A 17,270-nucleotide genomic window follows, 5' to 3' on the forward strand; every position below is an offset into this window, starting at 1 on the left:
CAACCAATAAATAGTTGGAGTTTTTATCTGGCTTATGTTTTTATGCTTCTTTAGCAGTAGCATAAACACTAACTTTTTTACGATCACGACCATAGCGTTCGAATTTTACAACACCATCAATTTTTGCAAATAGTGTATCATCACCACCACGACCTACGTTTTCACCTGGATAGATTTTTGTTCCGCGTTGACGGTACAAAATAGATCCACCAGTTACAAACTGACCGTCTGCACGTTTAGCACCTAGACGTTTTGATTCAGAATCACGTCCGTTTTTAGTACTACCAGCACCTTTTTTCTGTGAGAAAAATTGTAAATCTAGACGTAGCATTTGGCTGCACCTCCTTATTTACTTTCAATCGTAATAAACTGATCATATTCACGTTCAATCGTTTCCAGTGAAATAATCATTCCTTCGAACAGGGTCTGCGCTTTTTCCATTACTTTATTATCCAAAGCGTCTGGAAGTGTAACATGGAGATAACCACCAGTACTTCCCTGTTCAATTTCAAGGTCTGTTTCACATAAAGTAAGAACTGCATTGACAGCACCAAATGACACAGCCGAAACACCAGCACATACTAAATCATAGCCATATGGACCACTTTCTGCATGTCCTGATAGTTCAAAGGCTTTTATTTGGTTATTATCCCTAAAAACAGTTACTTTTATCATATGAAAATACCTTTAAGCATTAATTTTTTCAATAACTACTTTTGTATAAGGCTGACGATGACCTTGCTTACGATGGTAGTTTTTCTTAGGCTTATATTTGAATACAGTAACTTTCTTCTGACGACCGTGCTTTTCAACTTTAGCAGTTACAGTTGCACCGTCAACATATGGAGCGCCTACTTTTACATCGTCTCCACCAACGAAAAGAACTTTATCAAAAGTTACAGAATCATTTGCTTCTGCAACTACTTTCTCAACGTAAATTTCTTGTCCTTCAGTAACCTTTACTTGTTTACCACCAGTTTCAATAATTGCGTACATGCCTTGCACCTCCTTAATTACTCAGACTCGCCATTCAGGTACTCTCTTGCCCAAGAGTTTAGAAACCTGTTCTGTGCGGTTGTAGCTGTGGTGCTACGATGAATAACGTATTGATATTATCACGTTTAGCAAGTAATTGTCAAGGATGCGTATCCTTAATTTCAATTGTAATTAAGGAATTGCCCTGGCAATTTCACCTATTGTTTTTGTGTACTCTTTTTCATAAAAATAACTGTGTAAACAATCAGCCTCATCAATCGTTTTCCGTTCATCATCTGGATATACTATATAAATAGGGTGTTTTTTTTCTCGACGAAAATGGGCAAATACTTCAAGAAGAGAACTCTGATAAGGGACAACAATGGGTCGAACCCCTCTAATGCTTAAATTGTTACTTTGGTATCTTCTTAACAAAAATCGAATGAAAACATAATAACGTTGTTTCCATTCCATCCGGTTCTCTTTAAATAAAAATAGCATAATAACTAGCGAACTTAAGGTAAATGGAAAAATAAATAGTTGAAGTATGATTATAATTAAACATACCAAAAGTGATATAAGTATAACAGAGTGGTAAGCTTTGCGGTATGGATATATAAGTGACAATAATAAAAATAAAAGCTTTCCACCATCCAACGGCCAAACAGGTAACAAATTGAATAAGAGAATAACAGTATTATAAAAAAACATAATTTCTATAATAGAAGGGGAGAGCAGCTCTGCATTTGTAGCAAACAAAATGAAGCCGTATATAATAATATGCTGAAAAGGTCCAGCAATTGTTACAAGTGCTTCTTCATGAAAAGGTCTATTCCCATGTTCATCCGTATCCATTACCCCTCCAAATACCCATAACATAATACTTCGTACACGCCATTTAAAAAAATAAGCCATCGCATAATGTCCGAGCTCATGAAACAACACGATAGATAGAATAATAAATAGTTCTACAAATGTACCTGTAATAAAAGCAATACCTATAAACAATAAGAGAATAGGGTGAATATGAATGGTAGGTACATACTTACGGAGTATCGTCAACTTTGATCACCTGTACCGGGTCCACATATTTATTGTCTTTTTCAATCGCAAAAAATACTGTTTTATTCTCTTTGTTAGGTACAAAAGTTCCAAGCTGTTCATTACTTGAGACAAATTGATATAAATGAACATCAATTTCACTTAAAAAACCATAAGAAGATAAACTTCCATCCGCATGTTGAACAACTACTGTTTTATCCGTTTCTGGATCATTACCAGCAAATATGACAACACCCTCGTCCAATGCCATTATATCCGATGTATCTTTCGGCGCAATCATGATTCCCGATCCATTCGCTTGGAATGATTCCGTAACATTTCCACTTACTGGAAGCGCTAGTTGTTGTTCATTTTCTGCTTGCTGATTCTGATTAGGTGTAAAAGCAAGTGGTGATCCAAAAGTTTCTTGATACCATTGATTAACTCGAGCAAACGGAAATTCTTGAGTTAGTGCATTGCTTGTCCACTCGGTTGGTTTGCGCAGCAGTTCTGAATTGGTTTGAAATAAAATAGCTACACCAAAGAATAAAACAACTGATAAGATGCCTTTCAAAATAATCCAAGATATAAATCGGCTTTTTTCTTTCGTTTGCTGGGGTTGCTGGTTATCTGGAATAAATGGAAAAAATCCATGCTTTTCCTCTTCTTGAGGAAAGGCAGGTGTAATACTTTTAGACATGTCCTTTGTTTTTAAGCCACGTAAGTTTTTCCGCTGATTAATAGACTTTCGAACTTGCTTTACTCCCTTATTCATTTTCCTCACAATCCTTTACCATACTTTTTTATAATTGTATGAGTAAAGTAGACGAGTTATGTTAGTGCATTTAGGGCATATTTCATATCTTTTAGGTACAAAAAATGCAATGAAAGCTATTAGCAATCATTGCAATAAATATCTAGTATTCTTTCATTACGAACGAATTCCAAAAAATTTCTTTACCTTTTGAAACATCCCTTTTTCATCTTCTAAAGATTGTAATGGAACCGTTTCACCTAAAATTCTTCTTGCAATATTTCGATATGCAATGGACACTTTTGTATTTGGGTGTAAAGCTATTGGCTCACCATTATTCGAAGCTTTAATTACTTCATCATCATCTAAAACGATGCCAATAAGATCAATCGAGAGAATATGTACAATTTCATCAATATCAAGCATATCTCCATTTTTCATCATATGATTCCGTATTCGATTAATGATTAAGCGAGGTGGTTCCATTTCTTTATTCTCAAGCAACCCGATAATACGGTCTGCATCTCGAACACTTGATTTTTCAGGTGTGGTAACAACTATCGCTTTATCAGCCCCTGCAACGGCATTTTGAAAACCTTGCTCGATTCCAGCTGGACAATCAATAATAATATAATCAAATTCCTGTTTTAATTCTGTAATGATTTTTTTCATGCTATCAACTGTACTAGCAGCTTTATCACTAGTTTGTGCTGCAGGTAACAACGATAAATATTCAAACCGCTTGTCTTTAATAAGTGCCTGCTTTAATTTACAACGTCCTTCAATCACATCTACAATATCATAGATAATCCGGTTTTCAAGACCCATCACAACATCGAGATTCCGTAAACCGATATCTGTATCAATTAAACACACCTTTTTTTCCATTAAAGCTAAAGCCGTTCCTATATTGGCCGTTGTAGTAGTTTTACCTACTCCGCCTTTACCAGATGTAATTACGATTGCCTCACCCATTATTCATTCTCCTTTCGAACCCATTTAAATCTTTTCGTTTATGTGAAAGAACTTGTAGTCGATCAATTATAATTTTGTCTTGCTCTTCATCAATAAGACCACATTCCATATACACACCATCAGATTCGTAATCTGGAGCACGGCTAATATAATCCGCTATCCGGAGTTGACTAGGCTTCATGTAAGATGCAGCTATAACAGCATTTCGGTCACCATTAACTCCAGCATGTGCTATTCCTCGCATACTACCCATTATATAAATGTTACCAGTTGATACGACCTTTCCACCTGGATTAACATCGCCAATTAATAGTAAATCACCTGTAACTTCTAAAACTTGTCCAGATCTTATGATTCTATTAATTGGCTTCACTTCACTATCTTCCATCCAAGAAAGCGCCTTGTCTTTTGGAATAACATTGGATTCAAAAGACTGAACACTGAAACGATTTCCCCTACCAATTAATCCCCTTAACTTTTCAGCTTGATCAGTTGTTAAATAACGATTACCTAATTTAACCGTCACGTACACCGTTGGCTCATCTTTTTTGGAAAGATTTTCGGTAAGTTTTTCGTTTAATTCGATGAACGCTTCCTCAAACGAGCACGAATCATCGATAAACAGTGTAAGTCCATCTCTTGTTCCTTTTATCGTAATCATTTGCTTATTCTCTTGCACTATTAGTTCACCTCATTAAATTCTCTTGGGCGCGTTTACACGTAATTGGGAACTGTTCATTATTTCAATCCATTAATTATTCGTTAACTGTTCGTCACTCCATTTTACAAGACGTTTCCTCAAAAATGGATATAAAACAAGTAAAAATAATAGATTAGCTAATACAGTTGGTATAATCCGGTAAAATAAATATTCCTCACCTGACATTTCGGTTAATCCTATGACGAAAAATATTAAATATATTAATAAATCTGCCACAGTTATAGCAATAAGTCCCAATAACAATGTTACATGAATATTAGCATGCAATAATTTTTTTAGCCCATGGATAATATATATAACAATTGCGTATGTAAACATATACACACCAAGTACACCGGTATATACGATATCAAGCAACAAACCAAAGATTACACCATAAAGTACAGAATAATAAGTTTGTTCTTTATCATAAAAAATTGATACAAACACTAAAAATATAAGAACCCAATGCGGAATGATTAACAGATCACTCATGACTAATTTAGGTGGCAATAACTCAAGTGACACACCTTCCAGAATTACAAAAAGAAAGAGGATGAGAGGTAAATATAATCGCTTCATTACTCTTTATCCCCCTGATCTTCAGGTTTATCTTCTGTTAGAGTACGATCAACAACAATCACGTTGTTTATTTCATACATATCAGCTGCAGGCTTAACTAGTGCAGTTCGTGTTAATCCATACTTGTCTGGAATTACTTCCTTAACAGTTCCAATAAGCAGACCTGCTGGAAAGACTCCACCCATTCCTGATGATACTACAAGTTCTCCTTTTTTCAGGTCTTTATCTGATTCCTCAATAATCTTAAAAAGTAATGAATTCGTTTCCTCGTCAAACTCCTCAATCATACCAAATATATCTTTTCCTTTTTTTCGGGAAATGGTAGCTGATATCCGATTGAATTGATCAAATCCAGTCAATAACTGGACGGTTGAGGTGAATTCAGAAGTCGTCTGAACTTTTCCTATCATCCCATCAGCTGTTATTACAGCCATATTCGTTTTTAAACCGTCTTGCTCGCCCTTATTTATGGTTATTTGTTCTACCCAACGCTCAGGAGTTCGAGACATTACAGTCGCCTGGATCGGATTAAAGTCCCTTATACTTTCAGTTTTATCTAAAGTCTTTCGCAATTGCTCATTTTCTTCTTTGATTTCTTGCACTTCATAAATAAGACCTTTGTATTGCGATAGCTTTTCTTTTAGTAATTGATTCTCATCGTACGTATTTTTTAAATCATCAATATTAGTAAAAATATTTGCTACAAATTTAACCGGTGTATGTATAACACTTTGAGCCCATCCAACGGTGTCTTTAATAAATTGTTCGGGGGTAGATAAATTTTTTCTGTCCCCAAGTGAAAAACCGATTAATGCAACAAGTATAATGAATCCGATTAGTATTATGAATAATCTTTTCTTTCGGAAAAACGGCATAAAAGCACCTACTTAATCAACTGTAGGACGAGATGATACATTCGGATGGGAACGGAAATGTTGAATGTATTCTAAAGATTTACCTGTTCCAATTGCCACACTATCTAATGGATCGTCCGTAACAAAAACAGGCATTTTCGTCTCATCACTTATAACTTGATCTAAATTTCGTAAAAGAGCCCCTCCACCTGAGAGAACAATTCCGCGGTCCATAATATCAGCCGCAAGCTCTGGTGGTGTTTTTTCTAAGGTAAACTTAACTGCTTCAATAATTTCAGCTACTGTATCTTGTAATGAAGCTGCAATTTCTTTTGCTGTAATAGAAATAGTTTTTGGTAAGCCTGTCAATAAGTCACGTCCACGTATTTCTACTTCTTCGTTCTCCATTACCTCTCCAGCCGTACCAATATCCATTTTAATTGACTCTGCAGAGCGTTCACCAATCATTAAATTGTATGTTTTCCGGATATATTGAATAATAGCTTCATCCATATCATCACCAGCTGTACGAATCGATTGACTAGTAACAATCCCGCCAAGTGATATTACAGCTACCTCGGTAGTTCCTCCACCAATATCAACAATCATACTACCCGTCGGTTCCCAAACTGGTAGACCTGCCCCAATTGCAGCTGCAAACGGTTCAGCAATAGGAAATGCCTCTTTTGCACCTGCTTGTTTTGTAGCATCAATTACAGCACGCTCCTCAACCATTGTAATTCCTGATGGAACACAAATCATTACGTTTGGTTTTCTAGCAAAGAGAGAGCGTTTGCGCATAGCTTTTTTAATATAATATTTCATCATAACAGCAGTAGTATCATAATCTGCAATCACCCCATCCTTCATCGGTCTGATCACAGATATATTCCCTGGTGTTCTGCCAATCATGTTTCGAGCCGAACTACCAACCGCTTCTATATCTCCTGTTGCAATGTTTTTTGCAACAACAGAAGGTTCTCTTACAACAACACCTTTCCCTTTAACAAAAACAAGCGTGTTTGCTGTACCTAAATCAATACCTAAATCCTGTGAAAAACTGATTCTTCCCAAAAATATCTCCCTTTCCAAAAACACATTCATATGTTGTAGCTTTACTATATCTATTTATTATATGTAATGCAATGTAATACTCTCTATAATTGTATATTTTTTCCATTAATGTAATTAAATACATGTCACGTAAAAATCACAATAAGCGCCACTTTCAACAGAAATTGAAAAATGGCGCCAATTTGTTTGTTTGTCTATAATATTATACGAAAAAAATAAAAAAATAGATAGTGTTATAAGCATATTTTAATAACTAAAGATAACCTTTTTCTTTTAGGGAGACAAATTTACGGTCACCAATAACCAAGTGATCCAATAGTTCAATGCCGATCATCTTTCCAGATTCAACTAAACGTCTTGTAACTTGAATATCTTCCTGTGAAGGGGTTGGATCGCCAGAGGGATGATTATGTGCACAAATTATTGATGCTGCAGATCGTTTCACAGCTTCACGATAAACCTCTCGAGGGTGGACAATCGATGCATTCAAGCTTCCTATAAAAATAGTTTGCCTGTGGATTATTTGATTCTTGGTGTTAAGGAACAATACAACAAAATGTTCCTGATTTAACCCGCGCATTTCTTCCATTATATAATCTGCTCCATCCTCTGGTGATCGAATAACATACCGTTCAGTTGGTTTATATTGATTCATTCGCTTACCAAGTTCAATTGCAGATAAGATCAGAACACCTTTTGCGGAACCAATCCCTTTTATTGCCGTAAGTTCCTCAATTGTGGCATCTTTTAACAGATTTAATCCCTCAAAATGCATTAATACTCGTTGTGATAATGTCATAACTGATTCTTCTTTTGTACCACTACCTAGTAAGATCGCTAATAATTCCTGATTCGACAAATGACTGGATCCAAGATTTAATAGCCGCTCGCGCGGACGGTCCTCTTTTGGTACATCCTTTATCATAATTGAAGAAATAGCCATAATCTGTCCTCCCTTATTTTGATATATTTATCTTAGTTAGATAGGCATTTTCAGGCAAATTATCAAAAATAAGTTTTATAGCTATTTCTACACAAGAAAATTGAAAAATCGCTTAGCGAAAATTTGATTTTACCTCTATTTCCATGTGGCAAAATATAAAAGCAGATAGTTGAACAAACCCACTTTGTCATATATTGTTATTTAGACAAGGAAGTTTCATATTGTTTCCACTGATTTAAGAGAATAATTTGTGCTCTTTGCTGATTAACTTCAGAAAATTGTTTGTAGCTATTCTTCAATACGTCAAAAAAACTAGATAAACGATCCGATTGCTTAGGATAACGATCCAATAAGCTTTTCCACGAATCTGTTGAAATCACCTCTTGACCTGTTACTGCCATTAACGATTCATACCATAAATCTCTAAAGGAATGGATCCACTCGCCTTCCTCTTTTGTTAAACTTTTTTGAATTTCACTTGTACTCCATTCTTTTACATATATTTCAAAATCTTTTTCTTTTAAACTTTTTGCCTGTTCTTTCGCATGCTCTTTTGTGCTTGATAAACCAGCTAATAAATAATATTTTCCATCACGCTTCCATAACATTGTTCCAAATCCAGATTTATCGTATTTTTTTGCCCATTCATTTGCATTTGTCTCATTTGAAAAGACCCCTGCTTGTAAAACATAACCGTTTATTTGTTCAAAGGTAACATTTGATACAGCACTTTCCGTGGTATTTCCAGATGCACTACTATTATTTTCATTATTATTTAATAATTGGTTTGGTACATTTCCTGTGCCACTTACTTCTTTCCCAATACCAACAAACATGTTAAGCATAATAATTCCCAAACATAAACCTATAACTAAAGCGGAAACTGTCGCAAAAATGATAGGCTTATATATACTAAACCTACTTTTGTCCATCGATTCACCTACATAACCATTAATTTCATAATCATGCTGTCTAGCTAAAGTTGGAATAGTGTTATCTTTATTAGATGAATCTTCTATAGTTGCTGCTTGTTCTCTATCATACATATACACATCTCTTTTGTCGGCATTTCGATTAATTTTTGTTTTTTTACCGTTAATCCATAATATAATTGGTTTTTTCTTTTTCACAATTTCCCCTCACTTTGCTGCTTTTTTAAACTCTAGCATATGCACAATAAAAAGTAAGAGGAGATTTGTCACTCTTTTAAAAAATTGTTCAACATAAAATGATATTCTTTTCTATAAAAACGCATAAAAACACCGGAAAATTTCTAGTTTTAATTTCCCGGTGTCTTAAGCTATAATTTATGAAGTTTGAAATTCCCCATAGACTGCCACCCTATTTCTACCTTTTCGTTTTGCTCCAATATACATAGCACGATCGGCATGCCGAATCAATTCACTAGGAGATTCACAATCTAAAGGGTATGTTGCAATACCAATACTTGCAGTCACAGATACTTCTACTTTTTCGCAATGATTCAGGATATGTTTTTCAACTGGAAAAGAAATACCTTCAATATTCTTCCGTAACGATTCTGCTAGTTTACTAGCTTGAGGTAAATCAATACCAGGTAGGAAAACTACAAATTCCTCACCACCATATCGCGCAATTAAACCAAAATCGCCAAATTGTACAATTAAACGATTAGCAACCTGACAAAGTATCTCATTTCCGGCTTCGTGTCCATACCTGTCGTTTATTGCTTTAAAATGATCTAAGTCTAGTAGTAATAATGATGACTTTTCACCGTCATCCATATCTGTTAGTTTATTGAAATGATTATTTAACGCACTTTCAAAATAACGATAATTATATAATTGTGTTAAACTGTCACGCTCACTTTTGGCTTTTGTATCTTCATAATTTTTCGCATTTTCTATTGCAACACCTAAATAGTTTGTTAAGATATCTAAAATACGAAAATGTGACTTGTCGAATGCCTTTCGCTTCTTTGAAACTAATGTGACTACCCCTGTAATACTGTCCCCGTATTCTACTGGTAACGATAAAATACTTTCTGTGCCTACAGGAATTTTTGGGTTGTTAATCGGTCCCCACTCTGTTGAGCTACTGTACATTATTGGTTTTCTTGTTGCCCAAACCTTACCACTAAAAGCTTCATTCCGTTCTATATAATCACTGTTCAGCATACTATTATTCTTGGTATCTACAAACCGGACAAGTTCTAAGTACTGATTATCAACTACAACATATATATAGGCGAAATCCATTGGTAAAATTCGATCAAGTTCAGAAATAAATACATTATAGACTTCATTTACCTCTAGTCGTTTCGTTAATTGATGGCCTATTTCTCCTGTTCGCTTTAAATATCGATTAATTTCCTGATAAGAATATAATAGTTTAAAAATAATTGAAATAGATATAAACGGAATACCCAAATAAAAAATAGCCTCTCTACCTATTTCTGTAAAAAGTACAAATAATACAAAGCCGACTGGTAACACTAATAATGAAGAGGCAGCCTCCCAAAATAAACCTTTATCAAAAATTTTAACCTTCTGCTTATGTAAGTACCTTTGAAGTAGTTTTAATATCAATTGATTTGTAACAAAAACCGTAATGACATAACCAAGTATAGGAATAAGACCGTTTAATGAATGATAATTTTTTGCTTGATGATCCCCACCTAATAACCAAAATACATTGGCAGAAATAAAAGATACGATAGCAAACATCAACATATTTAATGGAAAACGATAAAGTTCTTTTTTACCAATCTTCAAATTGAGTAATAAAGTTAATATCGTTAGTTGTGTCAAAATGGTTTCAACTATAAGCCCAAATGATAAAAAGACTGCCATACTAATTCCATTAATGAAAAATATCGGATTATTATTTATTGTTAATGGAAATAAAGCAACAATACACATGAAAACAGCAAATAAAAATATATCAATCCATTGACCTTCTATGTTAATACTAGAGTATTCATACGATAACCATAGCAATAATGGCCAAATTAAGAGCCAAATGAACCAGAGTGTATATATTTTTCTTCTAGTTATCATTTGCCTATGCATCTCCTATCAATAATTGACAAAAATGTGACTTTATGCTCATTTATTAAAAACTTTCAGATAATGATAATGTATCACAGTAACTGTTATTTTACAAAATATTTCCTAACATTTACTATAAAATGTAAAGAACCGGTAACAAAAAAGATTTGATTTACAGTATGGTTTTCTTTGATTTTTTCCATACTATCTTTCCAGTTATAACTTAATAGTTTATTCTCCATTTCAAATAAGTGATATAAATCCTCACCTTTGGCCGCTCTTGGATGATCGAAAGTTGTTACCGTAATAGATGCAAAATGTCTACTAAGCTTGTTTAACATCACTTCTAAGTCTTTATCTTTAAATCCTGCAAAAATAATATGTTTCTCTTTATCGGGGTAATTGTTTAAAGCGGTTTGAATAAAAGAATTTATGCCTGCTTCATTATGTGCACCATCTATAACTACAGTAGGATTCACAGATACCACTTCAAATCTTCCTGGAGCCTGTGATAGATTTATCCCCATTAAAGCCTTTGACCAATTTAGTTCGACACCGATTTCCTCTAACTGCACAAGACTCATAACTGCTAGAGATGCATTCCTTAATTGATGTTCACCGTGCATTTGAATTGACACTTTAAATTTATAATGATTACCACCGCTCCACAAAAATGTTTGGTTTGATGTCGTTTTTTCGATAATTTCATAGTTAAAATCTGTTGCCAATTGCTTTACTGGTGCACTTTTTTTTGATGCTTCATTACATATAACAGATAATGCGTCTTTTCGCATATCGCCTATAATGACTGGTACATTTTCTTTAATTATTCCGGCTTTATGATAAGCAATTTTTTCTTGTGTTTCACCTAAAAATGCAATATGATCTTTTGCTACATTTGTTATAATAGACAATATAGGTTTAAAACAATTAGTTGTATCTTCTCTACCACCCATACCTGTTTCTATCAATGCAAAATCAACATTTTTCGCAAAATAGACGAAAGCAAGTGCGGTTAATATTTCAAATTCAGTAGGATGGTTGTGATCATTATCAAGTTTTTGTATGGCAGGATGCATCTCATTTAATAGTGAAATGAACATTTGTTCACTTATTGGATTGTCATCGATAAAAATGTATCCAGTTAGCCCTTCCATGCTTGGAGACGTAAATACACCAACATGAAACCCATTACAAATAAGTGCATTTTTCAAAAAATTTATTGAGGAACCTTTTCCATTTGTTCCCGCCACATGAATTGCATTTATTTTATCTTGCGGGTTATTAAGTAAATGAAGTAATTGGTTTATTCTATCTAAACCTGGCTTTATACCATAACTTTTTCTAATCTCAAAAAAAGCTTTAACCTGCTGAAAATTATTAAACATACGAACACCGCTTTTCTAATAATAGGTCATGCATTACATAATACTACACAAAAAACTTACTGCAACAAAAATTTTACGTAATTGAAATGAGAGGATAACTATTTTGAACATAAATGGATGGATTATATATAACGGTCACTTACCAGGGAATAAATTTGCTGATTTTGCGGAATGGTTACAACGTGCAGCTTTCAAGCAAAACATTGATACAGTTATTTATAAAAATAATGACCTACTCACCTATTTTGGTAACACTCACCTTGCTTTACTTGATGAACATACATTACCAGACTTTGTTATATTTACGGATAAGGATATCTATTTGGCTAAACAATTAGAATTACTTGGAGTTCGTGTGTTTAATAGCTCTAAAGCTATCGAATTAAGTGATGACAAAATTGCTACATACCAAGCTTTAGCTAAATATAAATTACCTATCCCTAAAACAATTGTGGCACCAAAGATATTTCCAAACACAATCGAAATTGATCGCAGCTTTTCGCAATTCGCTATCGAAACATTAGGTTTTCCAATGATACTCAAAGAAGCATTCGGATCTTTTGGTGAACAAGTTTATTTAGCTCATAATCAAGAAGAAATGTTGACTAAAATTACAGAAATACTTGGAAAACCGTTTGTGTTTCAGGAATTTATATCCTCAAGTTATGGCAGAGATATGCGGTTACATGTAGTTGGTGACCAGGTAGTTGCAGCGATGATTCGAAATGCAGCTGATGACTTCAGAGCAAATGTTACAGCAGGAGGAACGATGCAATCATACGAACCATCTGAAGAAGAAACAGAATTAGCTATAGCAGCAACGAAAGCCATTGGAGCAGATTTTTCCGGGGTTGATTTATTATTTGGACCAGATAATAAACCTCTGATTTGTGAGATAAACTCAAATGCACATATTCGTAACATTTATGACTGTACAAAAATTAATGTTGCTGATTTTATTATCGAGCACATTATTAATACGCTTGAAAGAGATCAGGGGCGTTTATTATGAAGTATTTAGGATGGTTGATTTATAATAAGAAAGATGCTATTCAAAACAACGCTTATATTAATTGGTTTATTGAAGAAGCACGTCTTCAAAATATTACACTTGAGCTTATTTTACGAGAAGAATTAACAATAGGTATTACAAACAATCAGCGAAGTGTCCGCTATCAGAACGAGGACATACACTTGCCCGATTTTGCAGTTGTTCGTACTATTGATCCATTTTTAAGTTTGCATTTAGAGTCGTGTGGTATCCTTGTACTGAATTCTTCTGGTATTTCCACTCTATGTAACAATAAAGCTTTATCTCATCACTATATTCATAATCTTGAGCTTCCAATGGTTGATACAATGTTTATCCAAAAAGGAAGTATCCCTACCACACCACCGATTCCTTATCCGTTCATAGTCAAAGAAGTAGCGGGACGGGGTGGAAAGCAGGTTTATTTTATCAATCATAAACAAGAGTGGGAAAATTGTATTTCGTCAATATCTTCAAGCGAGATTATTATTCAATCGTGTAACGTAACACTTGGACAAGATATTCGTGTGTTCGTTGTAGGTACAGAAATTGTTGGTGCCGTTAAACGAGAAAGTTCCTCCGATTTTCGAGCAAATTATAAACTCGGTGGCTCAGCAGAATGGTACCAACTTTCGATTAAAGAATTTGACATCGTAAAAAAGATTATAAATAATTTTGACTTCGATATGGTCGGTATTGATTTTTTAATTGGTAAAGATGGCGCGTTTTTGTTTAATGAAATAGAAGATATTGTCGGCTCCAGAACACTAAGTGCAGTAAGTGATGTTAATATCTTAAAAAAGTATGTTACGCATATAAAAAGAAAACTTTCCATCAAACATTTGAAAGTACATTAAAAAGCGGAATCTCAATTCAATCTGAGATTCCGCTTTTGTTTATCCTTTTAATTCAGTTAAACGCGCTTTAACTTTCGCATGTTTTTCTAAATAATCCTGTTCTTTTTGTTTCTCTTCCTTTACAACAGCCTGAGGTGCTTTCTTAACAAATCCTTCATTAGCCAATTTTTTCTGCACCCGTTCAACTTCTTTATTCCATTTAGTCAATTCCTTTTCTAAACGCTCAATTTCTTTGTCGAAATCAATCAACCCTTCAAGTGGGAGAAATAACTCTGCACCGGTTACAACTGCTGACATTGCTTTTTCAGGAACAACAACATTCGTTGAAATCGTCATTTCACTTAAGTTACAGAATCGTTCCAAATAGTCACGATTATTTTCAATCTCTGCCACAATGTCCACATTTTCTGCTTGAATTAAGAGACTAATTTGTTTTGACATTGGGGTATCAACTTCAGCACGAATATTACGTACTGATTTAATAATTGCAACAAGTCGCTTCATTTCTTTTGATGCAGCTTCATCATGGAACTCACTTCGTACTTTGGGCCACGTTGCAACTGTTATAGATTTACCTTGGTGTGGCAGCTGCTGCCATATTTCTTCGGTTATAAACGGCATGTATGGATGCAGCATTCTCATTGTTTGGTCTAAAACGTATGCAAGTACAGAACGTGTTGTTCTTTTCTTCGCTTCATCGTCACCATATAATGGTAGCTTAGCCATTTCAATATACCAGTCACATAATTCATCCCAGATGAAATTGTACAAATGACGTCCTGCCTCACCAAATTCGTATTTATTTGTGTTCTTTGTAACTTGGTCAATTGTTTCGTTTAATCTGGTTAGTATCCATTTATCTGCTAATGACATTTCACCTGTTAAATCAATATCCTCATAGGAGAAGTCTTCCATATTCATTAATGAAAAACGGGAAGCATTCCAAACCTTATTAGCAAAATTCCATGTCGATTCCACTTTATCCCAATGGAAACGCAAATCTTGACCTGGAGATGAACCTGTTAATAAGAAATATCGTAATGAATCTGCTCCATATTTTTCAATAACATCCATTGGGTCCACACCATTACCAAGCGATTTACTCATCTTACGCCCCTCAGCATCTCGAATCAAGCCATGGATCAGTACATCCTTAAATGGACGTTTTCCAGTGAATTCTTTCGATTGGAAAATCATACGAGCAACCCAGAAAAAGATAATATCGTAGCCAGTTACTAACACATCTGTTGGAAAGTAACGTTTAAAGTCTTCCGCTTCTTTATCCGGCCAGCCCATAGTAGAGAATGGCCACAATGCAGAAGAGAACCATGTATCTAATACATCTTCATCTTGTTTCCAGTTTTCACTATCTTTTGGAGCTTCTTTTCCTACGTATAATTCACCAGTTTCCTTGTGGTACCACGCTGGAATACGATGCCCCCACCATAGCTGACGTGAGATACACCAATCACGAATATTTTCCATCCAATGTAAATACGTACGTTCAAAACGGTCAGGAACAAAGTTAACCTTTTCATCACTATCTTGTAAATCTACAGCAGCATCAGCTAACGGTTGCATATTAACAAACCATTGCGTCGACAAGTATGGTTCAACTACAGCACCACTACGTTCAGAATGACCAACCTGATGAACATGATCTTCAATCTTAAATAAGACTCCTTGGTCCTGAAGATCTTGAACTATCTTCTTTCGGCATTCAAAACGATCAAGCCCCTCATATTTACCAGCGTTTTCATTCATCGAACCATCTTCATTCATGACAAGTACACGCTTAAGGTTATGACGGTTACCGATTTCAAAATCGTTAGGGTCATGTGCAGGTGTTATTTTTACTGCACCTGAACCTAACTCCATATCAACATAATCATCTGCAACGATTTCAATTTCACGACCAACAATTGGTAAAATTACTGTTTTTCCAATTAAGTGTTTATACCGATCATCATTCGGGTGAACCGCAATTGCAGTATCACCAAGCATTGTTTCTGGACGTGTTGTGGCAATTTCAATTGTTTCATCACTATCCTTTAATGGATAGCGCATATGATAGAATTTACCTTGAAGTTCTTCGTAAATTACTTCAATATCAGATAGTGCTGTTTTTGTTTGTGGATCCCAGTTAATAATATATTCCCCGCGATAGATTAGGCCCTTTTCATATAATGTTACGAAAACTTCACGAACCGCGTCTGACAATCCATCATCCATTGTAAAACGTTCACGGGAGTAATCTAAGCCTAGACCTATTTTCTCCCATTGTTTACGAATAAAATCTGCATATTCTTCTTTCCATTCCCAAACCGTATCTAAAAACTTTTCACGCCCTAAATCATAACGATTTTTCCCTTGCTCTCTTAATTTCGCTTCAACTTTAGACTGGGTTGCAATTCCAGCATGGTCCATTCCTGGCAACCATAATACATCATATCCCTGCATACGCTTCATCCGTGAAATTGTATCCTGCATTGTTGTATCCCATGCATGACCTAAATGTAATTTTCCAGTTACGTTTGGAGGTGGAATAACAATCGTATACGGTTTTTTTTCATTGTCATCAGTTGCCTCAAAAAACTTGCCTTCCACCCAAAATTTATAACGATCTTGCTCTACTTCCTGTGGATTGTATTTCGATGGTAAAGACCTGTTCGGTTTATCGTTCATAAGAAATCCTCCTTTTCAAATAAAAAAATCCTCCTCATCCAATAAAGGACGAAAAGGATATTAATTCCGTGGTACCACCTTTGTTTACAAGTAAAAGTATCACTTGTACACTCATTGCTTGATAACGGACAAGTCCCGGCATTCTCCTACTTGATTCAGAGAAGCTGCATCAAGGGCGACCTTCTAAAATAATTGTTCCTGGGAAATTCTCAGCTCCTGATTTCCCTCTCTGAAGGTAATTATTCTGTACTCTTCCCTATCATCACATTTAATTGATCATTTTAATTAGTTTTATTTTAGCGGTTACGACAAAGAAAATCAACTATTACTTTTTGTATTGCACAAAACAACTACATATATACATATCATAATATAAAATAGAT

The 17,270-nt window shown here is 34.7% G+C and carries 17 protein-coding genes and 2 other annotated features; of the genes, 2 read left to right on the top strand and 15 right to left on the bottom strand.

Annotated elements, in window-relative coordinates:
- Positions 1-40 precede the first annotated feature (40 nt).
- The 14 genes from rpmA to CS937_RS11860 form a co-directional block, all read right to left on the bottom strand.
- Entirely contained in the window at positions 41-331 is a 291-nt protein-coding gene (gene rpmA, locus CS937_RS11795; RefSeq protein ID WP_099158647.1) for a 50S ribosomal protein L27, read from the bottom strand.
- 14 nt (positions 332-345) lie between these two features.
- A complete protein-coding gene (locus CS937_RS11800; protein ID WP_099158648.1) occupies positions 346-675 on the bottom strand; it encodes a ribosomal-processing cysteine protease Prp in 330 nt (109 codons plus the stop codon).
- A 12-nt stretch (positions 676-687) separates the two neighbouring features.
- Positions 688-996 carry a 50S ribosomal protein L21 gene (rplU, locus tag CS937_RS11805; RefSeq protein WP_099158649.1) on the bottom strand — a complete coding sequence of 103 codons (309 nt, stop codon included), beginning with the start codon at positions 994-996 and terminating at the stop codon, positions 688-690.
- 13 nt (positions 997-1,009) lie between these two features.
- Positions 1,010-1,087: a sequence feature (ribosomal protein L21 leader region), on the bottom strand.
- Positions 1,088-1,167: 80 nt separating this feature from the next.
- Entirely contained in the window at positions 1,168-2,037 is an 870-nt protein-coding gene (locus tag CS937_RS11810) for a site-2 protease family protein (RefSeq protein WP_099158650.1), read from the bottom strand.
- Positions 2,021-2,791 (bottom strand): M23 family metallopeptidase, encoded by a 771-nt coding sequence (locus CS937_RS11815; RefSeq protein WP_099158651.1) that lies wholly within the window; start codon positions 2,789-2,791, stop codon positions 2,021-2,023. Before CS937_RS11815 ends, CS937_RS11810 begins: the two co-directional genes overlap by 17 nt.
- Positions 2,792-2,947: 156 nt before the next feature.
- Positions 2,948-3,745 carry a septum site-determining protein MinD gene (gene minD / locus CS937_RS11820; RefSeq protein WP_099158652.1) on the bottom strand — a complete coding sequence of 266 codons (798 nt, stop codon included), beginning with the start codon at positions 3,743-3,745 and terminating at the stop codon, positions 2,948-2,950.
- On the bottom strand, positions 3,738-4,424 hold the full coding sequence (minC, locus tag CS937_RS11825) for a septum site-determining protein MinC (protein WP_099158653.1): 687 nt from the start codon (positions 4,422-4,424) through the stop codon (positions 3,738-3,740). The genes minD and minC overlap by 8 nt, the downstream gene beginning before the upstream one ends.
- A 72-nt stretch (positions 4,425-4,496) precedes the next feature.
- A complete protein-coding gene (gene mreD, locus CS937_RS11830) occupies positions 4,497-5,027 on the bottom strand; it encodes a rod shape-determining protein MreD (protein ID WP_099158654.1) in 531 nt (176 codons plus the stop codon).
- A complete protein-coding gene (mreC, locus tag CS937_RS11835; RefSeq protein ID WP_099158655.1) occupies positions 5,027-5,902 on the bottom strand; it encodes a rod shape-determining protein MreC in 876 nt (291 codons plus the stop codon). The genes mreD and mreC overlap by 1 nt, the downstream gene beginning before the upstream one ends.
- Before the next feature lie 12 nt (positions 5,903-5,914).
- Complete coding sequence (locus CS937_RS11840; protein WP_099158656.1) at positions 5,915-6,955, bottom strand: rod shape-determining protein; 1,041 nt, start codon at positions 6,953-6,955, stop codon at positions 5,915-5,917.
- Between the two features lie 253 nt (positions 6,956-7,208).
- On the bottom strand, positions 7,209-7,898 hold the full coding sequence (gene radC / locus CS937_RS11845; RefSeq protein WP_099158657.1) for a RadC family protein: 690 nt from the start codon (positions 7,896-7,898) through the stop codon (positions 7,209-7,211).
- 197 nt (positions 7,899-8,095) lie between these two features.
- Positions 8,096-9,028: an SPOR domain-containing protein gene (locus tag CS937_RS11850; RefSeq protein ID WP_099158658.1), complete on the bottom strand. Its 933-nt coding sequence runs from the start codon at positions 9,026-9,028 to the stop codon at positions 8,096-8,098.
- A gap of 177 nt (positions 9,029-9,205) precedes the next feature.
- Positions 9,206-10,936, bottom strand: coding sequence for a sensor domain-containing diguanylate cyclase (locus CS937_RS11855; protein WP_176555825.1), 1,731 nt, complete (start codon positions 10,934-10,936; stop codon positions 9,206-9,208).
- A gap of 95 nt (positions 10,937-11,031) precedes the next feature.
- Positions 11,032-12,315 (bottom strand): bifunctional folylpolyglutamate synthase/dihydrofolate synthase, encoded by a 1,284-nt coding sequence (locus CS937_RS11860; RefSeq protein WP_099158660.1) that lies wholly within the window; start codon positions 12,313-12,315, stop codon positions 11,032-11,034.
- A 103-nt stretch (positions 12,316-12,418) separates the two neighbouring features.
- Here CS937_RS11860 and CS937_RS11865 point away from each other — a divergent pair, with 103 nt between their 5' ends.
- Positions 12,419-13,327: an ATP-grasp domain-containing protein gene (locus tag CS937_RS11865; RefSeq protein WP_099158661.1), complete on the top strand. Its 909-nt coding sequence runs from the start codon at positions 12,419-12,421 to the stop codon at positions 13,325-13,327.
- Positions 13,324-14,202 carry an ATP-grasp domain-containing protein gene (locus CS937_RS11870; protein WP_099158662.1) on the top strand — a complete coding sequence of 293 codons (879 nt, stop codon included), beginning with the start codon at positions 13,324-13,326 and terminating at the stop codon, positions 14,200-14,202. The genes CS937_RS11865 and CS937_RS11870 overlap by 4 nt, the downstream gene beginning before the upstream one ends.
- Before the next feature lie 39 nt (positions 14,203-14,241).
- Here CS937_RS11870 and CS937_RS11875 read toward each other — a convergent pair whose 3' ends face one another.
- A complete protein-coding gene (locus tag CS937_RS11875; RefSeq protein ID WP_099158663.1) occupies positions 14,242-16,887 on the bottom strand; it encodes a valine--tRNA ligase in 2,646 nt (881 codons plus the stop codon).
- 41 nt (positions 16,888-16,928) lie between these two features.
- Positions 16,929-17,159 (bottom strand) — a binding site (T-box leader).
- Positions 17,160-17,270 lie beyond the last annotated feature (111 nt).

The organism is Virgibacillus ndiopensis (genome assembly GCF_900187325.1).
Classification (GTDB): Bacteria; Bacillota; Bacilli; order Bacillales; family Amphibacillaceae; genus Virgibacillus_E; species Virgibacillus_E ndiopensis.

What these genes read in the sequence shown, in the direction of transcription:
- mreD (WP_099158654.1), bottom strand. Translation starts at nt 5,027, where the DNA reads ATGAAGCGATTATATTTACCTCTCATCCTCTTTCTTTTTGTAATTCTG.
- radC (WP_099158657.1), bottom strand. Translation starts at nt 7,898, where the DNA reads ATGGCTATTTCTTCAATTATGATAAAGGATGTACCAAAAGAGGACCGT.
- minD (WP_099158652.1), bottom strand. Translation starts at nt 3,745, where the DNA reads ATGGGTGAGGCAATCGTAATTACATCTGGTAAAGGCGGAGTAGGTAAA.
- CS937_RS11860 (WP_099158660.1), bottom strand. Translation starts at nt 12,315, where the DNA reads ATGTTTAATAATTTTCAGCAGGTTAAAGCTTTTTTTGAGATTAGAAAA.
- CS937_RS11855 (WP_176555825.1), bottom strand. Translation starts at nt 10,936, where the DNA reads ATGATAACTAGAAGAAAAATATATACACTCTGGTTCATTTGGCTCTTA.
- mreC (WP_099158655.1), bottom strand. Translation starts at nt 5,902, where the DNA reads ATGCCGTTTTTCCGAAAGAAAAGATTATTCATAATACTAATCGGATTC.
- CS937_RS11870 (WP_099158662.1), top strand. Translation starts at nt 13,324, where the DNA reads ATGAAGTATTTAGGATGGTTGATTTATAATAAGAAAGATGCTATTCAA.
- CS937_RS11800 (WP_099158648.1), bottom strand. Translation starts at nt 675, where the DNA reads ATGATAAAAGTAACTGTTTTTAGGGATAATAACCAAATAAAAGCCTTT.
- rplU (WP_099158649.1), bottom strand. Translation starts at nt 996, where the DNA reads ATGTACGCAATTATTGAAACTGGTGGTAAACAAGTAAAGGTTACTGAA.
- CS937_RS11815 (WP_099158651.1), bottom strand. Translation starts at nt 2,791, where the DNA reads ATGAATAAGGGAGTAAAGCAAGTTCGAAAGTCTATTAATCAGCGGAAA.
- rpmA (WP_099158647.1), bottom strand. Translation starts at nt 331, where the DNA reads ATGCTACGTCTAGATTTACAATTTTTCTCACAGAAAAAAGGTGCTGGT.
- CS937_RS11875 (WP_099158663.1), bottom strand. Translation starts at nt 16,887, where the DNA reads ATGAACGATAAACCGAACAGGTCTTTACCATCGAAATACAATCCACAG.